The organism is Mucilaginibacter sediminis (genome assembly GCF_051903035.1).
Classification (GTDB): domain Bacteria; phylum Bacteroidota; class Bacteroidia; order Sphingobacteriales; family Sphingobacteriaceae; genus Mucilaginibacter.
The window spans coordinates 4914687-4927119 of the sequence record NZ_CP170602.1 but is presented as its reverse complement, the minus strand read 5'-3'; the positions used below and the strand labels follow the sequence as shown (position 1 = coordinate 4927119).

Below are 12433 nucleotides of genomic sequence, written 5' to 3'. Positions count from 1 at the left end.
TATTACAAAACTACTAATTTGAAATGAAGTATAAGTATGCATAAACAATAGGCGCGGCCATTAATAATCCGTCGAACCTATCCAGCAGGCCCCCGTGGCCAGGCAAAATGCCGCCGCTATCTTTTACGTTGATGCTGCGTTTAAACATCGATTCAACCAAATCGCCCAGGGTGCCAAAGCACGAAATAAGGATAGCTATGGTAACCCATTGTTTCCAGGTAAGTTCGGTATAAAAGTGGGCCAGTATTAAAGCGGCAATTGCGCTGATGATGATGCCGCCAATTAAGCCTTCGTAAGTTTTTTTAGGCGAGTGGCGTTCAAACAGCTTGGTTTTACCCATTTTGCTGCCCACCAGGTAAGCCCCGGTATCGTTGCTCCACAAAATAATGAGGAAGGCCAGCGGGATATGGAAGTTAAAAACAGCGCCCGCGCCCATAAATGCCATTGCGTGAAAAAACATGAACGGCACTACTGCGAATATGATCCCCAGAAAAGTAAAGGCGATATTGGTGAACGGAGCAGTTGTTTTTTTATATAATTCCTGTATAAAAATGGCGCTGAAAGTAACGGGGAGTAAAAATATTAACCGCCAGGCCGGGAAGTAGAAGTTGGCCGCAACCAGTAAAAAAAACAATGCGCCGTTGATAATACCGGTTTCGCGGCTGGCCGTCATGCCGCCCTCCCTTACCAGTTTATAAAACTCGAACATGCAAAAGCCGGAGAGTACAAGATAAAACCCACTGAAAACGTATGGCCCCAACAGGTTTGAGGCAATCATCACGATAATAAAAAAGAAGCCGGTGATGGCGCGTAATTTCATAAACTAATTTGATTGAGGATCATAATCTCGATAGCCTTACTAAAATCCTCCTGGTGAATGTAAACTTCAATATCGCCGAAGGCACGGTGCGATGAATCTTGTTTGTTTAATAAAACGGTATCGATATGGTGGCGGATAAGTACTTGCTTAACAATCTCTGATTGATAAAAATTGGATGAACTAAAAATTTTGACCCAGTTTTTTTCCATTAATTACTCAGCGCCGGTTTTTTTTGCATCGATAAATTTCTATATATAAAAAGCAAAAATAATACAATTATCAAGCTAAAAGCATACGCCCATAAATTAAATACATGCTGATCCTCGGGATTAAGCTTAACTATTTTTTGATTATACAGGTATGTAATAACCACCGCCGAGCCGTTATTTAAAAAATGGCCCCAAACGCCCGTCCAGATGCTGCCGCTATACGCCACAAAATAGCCGAATATGGCGCCCAGGAACACCCTTGGCAAAAAAGTAAAAAACTCCATGTGAAATGCGCTGAACAGGATGGCGGTTATCCAGATAGCGGCATGTTTGTTTTTGGTAAGGCGCACAAAAATGGTTTGGATAACGCCGCGGAACAAAAACTCTTCGGCAATGGCGGTAAGCAGGCCGACAACAAATACCGCCCACAGCATGCTCCAGATATTTTTCATGCTGAGCATAGCCTCAGTTGCTTTCTGGGCCGATTGCTCGGCAGCGCGCATCCACTCTTCCAGTCCCTTTAACGATGCGGGTAAAACCAGCCTTTGGTTAATATTGGTTAAAGCCTCCATTATAGGGTTTGAAAACAGCATGATGGTAAATATCAGCAGCAAAAAAACCGGGGTGAAATTAAAGGAGGACTTCAAATAATCGCGCGTATCGTTCATGATTAATCGGGCAAAAATAACCGGAGCCAGGAATAAAGGGATAGTTGTACTTACTATTTGCAATATCCACAATGCCGAACTAAGATGGGGGTTGCCAGTATTAAATGCAAAGGTATCGGTAAGGGTTTTCATCCCAAAAACAGACATGATAACCCCCGCTGCTATCGCCGAAAAAACGATTACCAGGCCAATAGTTATCCCGGTGATGCTTAGAAACTGAAGGAAGGGATTAATGGTATTTGTTTGCGGAGTGTCCTGTTTTATAGGTTCTTGTATCATTTAGGGTAATTTTCGTATTTTTGCAGGGCTAAAGATAAGCATGTCTGTACAAATAGGAAATATTGATTTAGGAGAGTTCCCGCTGTTGCTGGCGCCGATGGAAGATGTGAGCGATCCTCCCTTCCGTTACGTGTGCAAGCAAAACGGCGCGGATATGATGTATACCGAGTTTATCTCGAGCGAAGGCCTCATCCGCGACGCGGCAAAAAGCCGCCAGAAACTGGACATTTTTGAGTACGAAAGGCCCATTGGCATCCAGATCTTCGGCAGCGATATCGACCATATGCGCGAGGCTACCGAAATTGCATCCCTTGCCGGGCCTGATTTGATGGATATTAACTACGGCTGCCCGGTAAAACAGGTGGCCTGCCGCGGCGCCGGCGCCAGTCTATTGCAGGATATTGATAAAATGGTAGCCATGACCAAAGCGGTTGTTGAAGCTACCCTCCTGCCCGTAACCGTAAAAACCCGTTTAGGTTGGGATGATAATACCAAAAACGTATACGAAGTGGCCGAACGCCTGCAGGATGTGGGCATAAAAGCCCTTACCATTCACGGCCGTACCCGTGCGCAGATGTATAAAGGCGTTGCCGATTGGTCGCTGATAAGGGATATCAAGAAAAACCCGCGTATAAAAATCCCCATTTTCGGCAATGGCGACATCGATTCGCCCGAAAAAGCGGCCAACTGGCGTATGGAATTTGGGGTAGACGGTATGATGATTGGCCGTGCAGCCATTGGTTACCCCTGGATTTTTAGGGAGATAAAACATTTTTTTAATACCGGCGAGCACTTAGATAAACCAACCATTACCGAACGCATTGCAGCCTGCTCAACCCACCTGCAAAAATCAATAGAGTGGAAAGGCCCTAAAACCGGCATTTTTGAAATGCGCAGGCACTATTCAAACTACTTTAAAGGGATAGATCACTTTAAAGAATTCCGCATGAGGCTGGTAACGGCAGGCAATTTAGAGGAGGTGCAACAGATACTGGCCGAGATTGACGAAAAATATGCCATAGAAATGGCTTAATATTTGTTCGCTTTCATTATATTTGAATTTAAACGAGACAATATCCTCATGGTTACCACTATTACAGAAGGTGTTAAGGTTTCCATAGAAACCATATATCAGCCCGAGTATTCTAACCCGGCTAATGATCATTTTATGTTTGCCTACAAGGTGAGCATCGAGAATATGAGCAATTATGCTATCCAGCTAATTAGCCGCCACTGGTATATTTTTGATTCCAACGGCGCCAAGCGCGAAGTGGAAGGCGAAGGTGTGGTAGGCCAGCAACCGGTGATAGAACCCGGCCATGCACATGAGTACGTTTCGGGCTGTAACCTTAAAACCGATATGGGCAGCATGAAAGGCGAATACCAGATGACCCGCCTGATGGATAACGCCAGCTTTAATGTGCAAATCCCGGAATTTTATTTGATTGCACCGTATAGGATGAATTAAAGAGTCAAGAGATTGGAATCAAGAATTAAGACAAAAAATATAAAGCCTGGATGAGTGATTGTCCGGGTTTTTTTGTGGGTAAGATGAAAAACCAAATGCTACCCAATGATGGCCTGAGTGAGTAAAACGGCTCAAGCTCAAATCACCCCCGCAATTGGATTGTTCTGATTAAAAATTCAAAGTCCAAAGCCTTAGCACTTCTGTCTTTAAAATCAGATTCAGAAAGTTCAACGAAGCCCCGGTGTTTAAGCCATCTGTTCAGAATATAAAACCACTCTTCTTCCCCGCGCTCGTAAAGGTTTACAATATCGTCGGTATGTAGCAGGACTAAATCATGTGCCCTTAAAAACTTCTGTGCATGACTATAAACAAAGACAATACTTTTTTCTTCATAACCTAAGTTCAGGTAAAAGTCAATAAAATCCTGCTGGCTTTTAGCCATTCTGTCTTTTGGATTACTTTTGATTTTCACCTTCCATTTCCTGTGACTTTTAAAAAGTATAAAAAAGAAATAAAGAATGCCGGACACCAATACAATTGCGAAAAAACTCAGGATAAAAAATAACCGGTGTGCCATCATAAACAATTGAGTTGTAAATTTAAATTATACAGATAATTAGAGGAAAAGGTACAAAATAATCACACGATTTTAAGCGCGGATCTTGTATTAGGCCTGAGTGATTTTGCGACAGGTTTGGATAGTTGGGGATATTAGACTCGGAGTCCTGAAAGAGTGAAATATCCTGCCCCCGAGGGTTGTTTTAAAGCGGTAGCATATACCCCCTCTCATCCGCTGTAAGGAATAGCAACGAATACCGGCCCCGCGCATTGTGCCCAATGTCAATAAAGAATAGAGGTCGATTTAATGTCGACCACCGGATAAACAATTTCGAATCAAAGGAAAATTTTCGGTGTTGGATATTCGAAATTCAGTGTTCGATATTGTTTTTCATAGCTGCCTTTCTTAACAATTGTAGCCCGACCCAACCAAAGGAGGGTTACGCTATAATTATTGTGTCGCCTAAATAGTTTGGTAGTCTTCTTCTGTCCCTCATTCAATTGCTATGCGCTTAATCTCCTGGTTTCCCGGTGAACGATTTAGCAACTTAAAACTACAAGGTAGTTCACCCTTTTATTCGTAATGCGGTCTAATACATACAAAAAAAGTATCGTGAAAATTAAACCCGCTGTTTTTAAGTTGGATAGCCTGTACAAATTGGGCCTGTCTGCTTTGACCATAATGGCTTCTTCGTATGTTTCGGCTCAAACCACCAGTGCAAGTAACTACTTTGTTGCCCAACCCGTTCCGGATAGGACGGTGATATTTGGAGTTGCGGATGCAGGCGTTTCTAAACCCATTACGTTTGGATTAGATTTGGCCTGGCTCAGCGAAGAAAACGTGAGGCGGGGAGTAGCCTTTATGGGTGCGGATAGGGTGCGCCTGGTGCGGTCTTCCTTTACGCCAACTTCCGCATTGGTAAATGGCGACCTTGCGCCCGCGGAACTCGCCACACTTAATAAACGAATAAATATAATTAATACGTGGCTGGCCCCAAATACCAAAGTGGTGTTAAATGATGACAACCCCACGGTTGATCCCTCGTTTGCAGGCAATGCCACTAATTGGTCGCAACTAATAGATGTAACTACTCGGCGGCACCAGGATGCCGGACACACCGTAGTTACCGTTTCGCCATTTAATGAACCCGATAACCCATCGAGTACACAAGGTTCGGTTACCGATTTTTTTAATATTGCCGGCTTGCTGAAAGCTAATCCCCGCTTTGCCAACATTCGTATCAGCGGGGGCAACACGCTGAATGACGATCAGGCCTTAACCTGGTACATCCCTTTAAAAGACAGGTTAGATGAAGGAAATACGCACCAGCTTGCCGGTAGTTTTGATAACTATGCTTCTTTTCAGCAAACCGTGAGGGCCAACTCCCATTATGCCACTAATGATGAGTTGCACAATGTTATGGAAGCGATGGTTGGTGCTGAATATGGTATGCAGGCCGGTATCTGGTGGGGCACAGCCGAGCTGGCCCGCGGCGAGTTTGTAAAAGCCAGCGACGGCGTTCGGCTCGGATATGCCGAACACCGCCCCAACTGGACAGCTGCATCGGTTTACCGGAACCCCGATGGCAAGGTACAGGCCTTCGCCGGCATGTCTGAACGGCAGGGCGTTACCACCACCTATCGGTTTGTATCAAAAGACAGGGACGTGTACTACAATGGTTATGGCCCGCAACGGGAATACACCATGGTAATGCCCGGCGGCGCTGCCGGCAGTTACCAAAATGGACAAACCAATGCCGAAAGGGTGGTAAATGTAACCTGGGGCGAGGATATTCAGCCCGTTATCAGCGGACGTTACGTACTGGTGAACCGCAATAGCGGTAAAGTACTGCAGGTTGCGGGGGGCGGTACCGCAGCAGGTACAAATCTTGTGCAGGGAACCAACACCGGGGCTGCTTATCAGCAATGGGATGTAATCCCGGTTGATTCAAGAATAGGGGGCGACTTTAGTTACTTTAGCTTTATTAATGTAAACAGCAACAAAGCGGCAGACCTCTTTAATTTTTCGCTGGACAATGGTGCTACTATCGACGCATGGGACGATAATAAAAACGCTGCCCAACAATGGTACCTGGAATATACCCAGGATGGCTGGTTTTATATCCGCAGCCGTTACAGTGCAAAATGTATCGACGTATTTAATGGCAGCACTGCAGATGGGGCAAACATCTGCCAATGGGATAAAAATGGGGGAACCAACCAGCAATGGCGTTTTCTGCCCGTTGGTGCAGCGGTGGAATTTGTTGCGCCGGCTACACCCACCAATCTGGTTGTCAAGGCAGATGCCGAATCTGTACTATTGAGCTGGACTGCCAGCCCCGACAAAGACGTGGCCGGGTATAACATCTATCGGTCAGCAACGGCGGGAGGTACTTATGCTACCATCGCACGCAACATAACCTCAACCTCTTTTGTAGATAACACCACCACCATAAACGGAACATACTTTTATAAAATAAAAGCGGTAGATAAATCCCTGAATTTTTCGGCTTATTCAACTGAGGTTTCGGCTGCTACAACCGGAGCAAAAAACCTTGTTGCTCAACTCCAATTCGAAGGGAATACCCGCGATAGCTCAATAAATTTAAACCACGGGGCATCGTATGGCGATGTTTCATTTGTTGCGGGTAAGGTTGGTAAACAGGCAATTGCGTTCAACAGTACAAATACTTTTGTACAACTGCCGGCAACTTTGGCAAATCAGCAAAGTATTACCATTGCCGCGTGGGTTTATTGGAACGGAGGGACCGCCTGGCAACGCATCTTCGATTTTGGGAACGACCAGGATCAATATCTGTTTTTAACCCCAAACGGCGGGGCGGGACTACGTTTTGCCATTAAGAACGGCGGGGCCGAGCAAGGGTTAGAAGCAGCGGCGCTGCCTTCGGGTAAGTGGAGCCATGTGGCTGTAACCTTAGATACGGCCGGTGCAACCATATATGTTAATGGCGAAAAAGTGGCTTCCTCTGCTGCTATCACCATACGGCCATTGGACTTTAAACCCATACTGAACTACATTGGCCGCAGTCAATACCCCGATCCATTGTTTAACGGTAATATCGACGATTTCAGGGTGTACAACTACGCTTTATCGGCAAGCGAAATTACCCAGCTGACAGGAGGTCTCCAAACCATTACGTTTAACACCATTCCCCGGAAAAAAGCGGGCGACGCCGATTTTGATGCCGGCGCGACAGCAAGCTCGGGCTTGCCGGTAAGTTATACCAGCAGCGATACCTCCGTTGCAACCATTGTTAACGGGAAAATACATGTAGCCGGCCTGGGAACAAGTATAATTACCGCATCGCAGCAGGGCAATAATATTTATACCGCGGCAACCCCTGTTAACCAAACCTTAACTGTGGCGCTGCCGGTAACAAACTTTAAAATATCAGTAACGAGCGCTACCTGTAAAGGGAAAAATAACGGGTTGATAAATATCAAAGCGGCCGAATCTTTAAATTATACCGCCACCATTACCGGAAACAGCGTAAGCACGCCCTATCAGTTTACAGATTCCCTGCAGGTGCAAAATTTAGCGGCCGGGAGTTATGCTGTTTGCATAACGATAACGGGAAAAACGGACAATCTGCAATGTGACAACGTAGTAGTAACCGAGCCGAAAGATTTGTCGGTTTATTCAACCGTAAACACAAGTGCCAATAGTGTAAGTTTAAATTTTCAGGGCGGTGCCAGCTACAATGTAAACCTAAACGGCGTGTTGTACGCCACAACAGAAAACCAGGTAACCCTGTCCCTTTCAAAAGGAATGAATAAGCTTACCGTAACCACCGATAGGGAATGCCAGGGAATTATACAAAAAGACATCATCGTAGCTAACAAGGCGCTGGTTTATCCCAACCCTTTTGAAAGTACGTTAAACCTGAGCATTGGTAATGATATTGTTAACAAGGCCGTTGTTCAAATCAGTAGTGTAAAAACCGGGCAGGTGCTTTATGCTAAGCAATATCCAAATCAATCGGGCATCATTTCTTTAGATCTGTCCAGTCTTGGGAAGGGTGTGTATATCCTTAAGCTATCATTAGATGATTCCGAAACGCTATATAAAATAATAAAAAATGAAAAGTAGATTATTAATAAGCGTATTGTTTTTAATAGCGACGGCGTGCTGCGGGAAAAAGAGCGCCCCTGCGCCCGTCCCGGATTTTACGCCAGGCAAAGCAACATTAACGCTTCCCAAACAAAATGAGGCCTGCACAAGCGGAACAATTATTTCTGCTACCCAAAGTTCTGTTTTGTTTACGTGGGGAACTTCGAACAATGCGGATAGTTACGACTTAAACCTCAAGAACCTTTTAACCGGGGCTACCACATCACAAACCACAAGCACTACACAACTGCAAATAACCCTATTCAGAAACACGCCATATTCGTGGTATATCGTATCAAAATCAAGCAAGTCGGCTACTACGGTACAAAGCGATACCTGGAAATTTTACAATGCCGGTGCCGGCACGGTATCCTATGCGCCTTACCCGGCCGATGTTGTTGCCCCCGCTATCGGCCAAAATGTTGCGGCCCCGACCGGTACGGTTAACCTGAGCTGGAAAGGCAGTTCTGTTGGCGGTAATATTACCGGCTACGATGTATATTTCGGTACCGGTACATCGCCGGGCGTGTTAAAAAGCAACGTTATAGATAATTTCTATAATAATGTTAGCGTAATATCGGGATTACAATATTACTGGAAAATTGTAACCAAAGATGTCAATGGTAATACTTCCGATTCAGGCTTGTTTCAATTTAAAGTGAACTGAGTTTTGTAATCGTTGATACTCAACACTACCGCAAGGCATACTTTTCGGGGATGTATGAGGCATATAGCCTGTGGTAAACCAAACAACGGGAAGAATGGGGAGCTGGTTTTTAGCAGCAAAGTGTACTGTACCGGTACAGGTGAAACACCCTGACACACCATGAAACGGGCTGAAACACCCTGGTACACCCTGAAACACCCTGGTACGGGGTGGTACACCACTGGTGGTTAATATTTTTAAGTAAAACGAAGCGTTCTGGTTGTTACCACAGGTTAGTAGCAAATCCGCTGCCCGACATTTGAACAGGCAACTGGTATAACCCCGGCTTATTTTTCCGGAAAGGATACCTGTCAAAGCAAATCCCCTATCAACCCTGCCGCAAGGTCTTCGGGCTTGTGCGCCCGCATGCTAAGTATACGGCATGCATTTAAGACAAGGCAACAATGCTTATTGTTAACCCTAATGCTCTTGTATTACTCTTTTACTCTGTTTAAAACTACACCCCCCCCGGATGAAACGTGCACCTGGGATTTGCATATTCATTACTTAGCATGTTTACCTATCGGCGGGCCACAATGCTGGAGCGGTAGCGAAAAGATCTTGCGGTAGCAGGGGGAGACCTATGACTTGTAAGCCCGATAATGAAAATATTCGAATTTACGTTTCATCCTGATCACTCCAACGACGCTATTTTAGATTATTCCGGGCATCTCCCCGATTTTGCACTTCATTGTCGTCGTCATCATCGTCGTCGTCATCTGCCCCCGTCTGTCCTGATGTGCTCCTTACGGCTGTTGCAGGTGCAGCCGAATTGGCTGGCCTTCGACCTGTTGGACTACGATAGAACGTGGAAGTCCTGGTTAAAGCAAGGATGTTAATTTTAGCCAGATTGTAATCCGCTATATTAATTGATGCATCGCCCTGATCAACAAGGTCTATTAATTCTACCAATTGATCTTCCTTTTTCCATTCATCCCCATTTTTATTACCGGTATCCTTTTCGGCAATATATTTCAGCAGATTACTGTCGTCATTTAACTCCGCAACCATATCTGGCCACAGTGTAATAATGGCGACAAACTTGCCTAACTGCTGAATGGTCAATGCCGAGAAACCAGCATCCTTAGCGGAATTAAATAACCCAATGGAATTAGCAATATGGGCTTGCAGCCTAAAACTGTTGATATATTGTTTAAGCCTGCGGGGGTTGTTGTCGAAAAACGGCGCCACCAAATTAACAATTTTTTTAAATGCCTCTGATTCTGCTTCGCCGTCTTCAATAGTATATTTAGGCAAGTACTGTACCGGGCTGCCCCCTTCGGCCGCAGTCGCTGGAGCACCAAGCGCGTTGATGAACTTTACCACATTTTTTTGATCGGGGCGAGGAATGTTAAAAGAAACCTGTATAAATTTCTCTAAAAAAGAGTAACCAAATCGTCTTGCCTCCAACAGCCCATCGGGCGTATTAAGGGCCGACTGGTATGGATTTAAAAAAGGGAGCAAATCCTTGTATTTAGCTGCAATACCAGCTGCAACTTTTTCCCTGTCCATACCGATAATGAAGATTAACTTGGTAGAACTGGAGATCATCATATTTAGTCCCTGCATCAATTCTGCCGCTTTTGGTATGTCCGCCCTATCCAGGTCATCAATAAACACAAAGACCTTTTTATCTTTTCTTGTCAGGGTTTTCACAGATCTGTCAAAATCGCGGTGGAAATCTTCAATGAAAGAGGTATTTCCTTCATAATTGGGCCTGCTGATGAATCTTTGCAAGTCGGCCTTTAACGGATTCCCGGTGTATTCTGCCAGCTTACTCAGAATCAGCAACGCCACCACCACTAAACCGGCCCAGCCAAGCGCGGGCAGGATCTTTATTAAATCAAGCTTATCATCTTCGGGAATAAACTCCCGGATTTTGTCGGTGCTGAGTATGTTATATAATAAAAAAACAACGTAGCCATAAAAGGCATACAGAACAATGGATTTGACTAATGGAAACCACCCCTTTGACCAATCAAAACGTGTCCAGTTGATCTCAAAATTAACCAGCGGCCGCTGGTACCAACGTAGTTGCCTGGTAAGGCTTTCGGTAAAGTTTAGTGCAAACGCAGCCCACATGGTCTCTACCTTATCATGTCGCCATGCGTTAAACCTAACCGTCTTTTGTTTGGGAACTTTATCGAGCGACTGCTCTAACTGATACATAAATGAAGATTTACCGGATCCCCATTCTCCTTCGATTGACAAAGTAAACGGCGGCTTGGTGGATTTGTGTAAAAGAAAAGAATAAACCGCCTCTACATAAGGTTTAAAGCCCAGCGTATCGTGATCCAGATCGGCAATAAGATCTGTGATTCCCGAGCCCCCAACTGTTACTTTTTCGCCGTTTGGTTCTTCGGTTTCTATACTTTCTGAGGAAGCGCTGGTTTCTGATGTCATAAGATTTGGTTTATAATAAATGTAAAATGCAGGCAAGCCATTTATTATCATAGCATAAACCGCTATTTAATTTTTAAAAGTAAACAAAACAGGAATAAGATGCAATAATCAAAACGGATTCATTTTTGTATAGTCTATTGGTAATTAGGCGGTTGTAATGCGTGGGACATTGTGCGGAAAAACCGGTGATGGTGTTATATTTGCCATAAATGACTCGTTTGCCTGTCACAACTAAAAACTATGCCTGATATAAACGAAAAGCTGACAATCCTGTACGACGTTTTGGTTGATAATTCAGAAACGTTTGAGCGGGAAATAATTGAGCTGATAAGCCAGGCAGCCCTAATAAGCAGCCCCACCAAATTTGCGTCCCTGCTGGTCAGCCTTAAAAACCCAAGACTTATCGAACCGTTGCTGTTGCAAATAAGCAAGGGCGAAAAAGGCGATGTTTGGCTATGTGATTTTTTATACGCAGCAAGCAGATTGCTGGACGAGGTTTCCGAAGAGGACGAAGTTGCCACGCCGAAAATTTTAGTTGCCAAACTCGGGGACTGGGTTGTTAATTCAACCGGCGAACTGGCCTGGATGGCGGCGGGTCTGCTCAAATTCAGCCCGGGCAAGTCAGCAAAGGAAATTCAGCTGCAAAAGCTGGAACAACGAGGCGATTTCTTTTTAACCTATGTTGAATGTGTTTTGGGGCTGTTGCGTAACCATAAAGGCAAATACCTGCCAATGGTACAGCAAATGGCGACAGACGAAACAAGGGATATTAAATTGAGGGAGTATTGCCAGAAGGTTATTAATGAAAGGAATGATGGAGAGGATTGAATATAATTTATTAGCTGTACTGTGCTGAGGTATGGTTTTCACCTTTTGGTTTTTATCGTGTTTTTTGCCCGCCCTTTTTTAGAGTAGTATCATCAGTGCCGAAAGAGAAAAGAAATCAGGGGAACGAGAGATTCCGTTCACCGTAACCCTATTGGTAAATTGAAACTATTATTTGTGTATGCACAATAGCCTGGGATGAGGAAGTTAAAAAACATCCGAACACCTATGCCGACAACTTCATTAGCAGCTCTTTAAAATGGAAGTCCTAAAATTTCCCAATCTTCGCGTAAGGGATAGCAACGAATACCGGCCCCGCGCTTAATGCCTGCGGGTGTATAAGTGTATAGCCCGACCCGACCAAA

At 44.7% G+C, this 12433-nt stretch carries 10 protein-coding genes; 5 read left to right on the top strand and 5 right to left on the bottom strand.

Features of this window, described 5'->3' with window-relative positions; translation table 11 throughout:
* Positions 1 to 13: 13 nt before the first annotated feature.
* From ACFGVS_RS20230 to ACFGVS_RS20220, 3 genes are read right to left on the bottom strand one after another with little or no spacing between them, the layout of a single operon-like run.
* Positions 14 to 820 carry a phosphatidate cytidylyltransferase gene (locus tag ACFGVS_RS20230; protein WP_439695346.1) on the bottom strand — a complete coding sequence of 269 codons (807 nt, stop codon included), beginning with the start codon at positions 818 to 820 and terminating at the stop codon, positions 14 to 16.
* Complete coding sequence (locus ACFGVS_RS20225) at positions 817 to 1029, bottom strand: hypothetical protein (protein WP_090651382.1); 213 nt, start codon at positions 1027 to 1029, stop codon at positions 817 to 819. Before ACFGVS_RS20225 ends, ACFGVS_RS20230 begins: the two co-directional genes overlap by 4 nt.
* A complete protein-coding gene (locus ACFGVS_RS20220) occupies positions 1029 to 1976 on the bottom strand; it encodes a lysostaphin resistance A-like protein (protein ID WP_439695345.1) in 948 nt (315 codons plus the stop codon). The genes ACFGVS_RS20225 and ACFGVS_RS20220 overlap by 1 nt, the downstream gene beginning before the upstream one ends.
* 40 nt (positions 1977 to 2016) lie before the next feature.
* Here ACFGVS_RS20220 and dusB point away from each other — a divergent pair, with 40 nt between their 5' ends.
* Together dusB and apaG are read left to right on the top strand one after the other, a co-directional pair.
* Entirely contained in the window at positions 2017 to 3009 is a 993-nt protein-coding gene (dusB, locus tag ACFGVS_RS20215) for a tRNA dihydrouridine synthase DusB (protein WP_439695344.1), read from the top strand.
* 48 nt (positions 3010 to 3057) lie between these two features.
* Positions 3058 to 3444, top strand: a complete 387-nt coding sequence (apaG, locus tag ACFGVS_RS20210; RefSeq protein WP_090651379.1) for a Co2+/Mg2+ efflux protein ApaG — start codon at positions 3058 to 3060, stop codon at positions 3442 to 3444.
* 142 nt (positions 3445 to 3586) lie between these two features.
* Here the strand turns inward: apaG and ACFGVS_RS20205 are convergent, their stop codons facing one another.
* A complete protein-coding gene (locus ACFGVS_RS20205; RefSeq protein WP_439695343.1) occupies positions 3587 to 3886 on the bottom strand; it encodes a hypothetical protein in 300 nt (99 codons plus the stop codon).
* Positions 3887 to 4615: 729 nt separating this feature from the next.
* On the opposite strand from ACFGVS_RS20205, the gene ACFGVS_RS20200 reads away from it, so the two are divergent.
* Both ACFGVS_RS20200 and ACFGVS_RS20195 read left to right on the top strand, forming a co-directional pair.
* Entirely contained in the window at positions 4616 to 8113 is a 3498-nt protein-coding gene (locus ACFGVS_RS20200; RefSeq protein WP_439695342.1) for an RICIN domain-containing protein, read from the top strand.
* Positions 8103 to 8801, top strand: coding sequence for a hypothetical protein (locus ACFGVS_RS20195; protein ID WP_439695341.1), 699 nt, complete (start codon positions 8103 to 8105; stop codon positions 8799 to 8801). Before ACFGVS_RS20200 ends, ACFGVS_RS20195 begins: the two co-directional genes overlap by 11 nt.
* Before the next feature lie 687 nt (positions 8802 to 9488).
* Here the strand turns inward: ACFGVS_RS20195 and ACFGVS_RS20190 are convergent.
* Entirely contained in the window at positions 9489 to 11243 is a 1755-nt protein-coding gene (locus ACFGVS_RS20190) for a KAP family P-loop NTPase fold protein (protein WP_439695340.1), read from the bottom strand.
* 240 nt (positions 11244 to 11483) lie between these two features.
* Here ACFGVS_RS20190 and ACFGVS_RS20185 point away from each other — a divergent pair, with 240 nt between their 5' ends.
* Entirely contained in the window at positions 11484 to 12071 is a 588-nt protein-coding gene (locus ACFGVS_RS20185) for a hypothetical protein (RefSeq protein ID WP_439695339.1), read from the top strand.
* Positions 12072 to 12433: the final 362 nt, after the last annotated feature.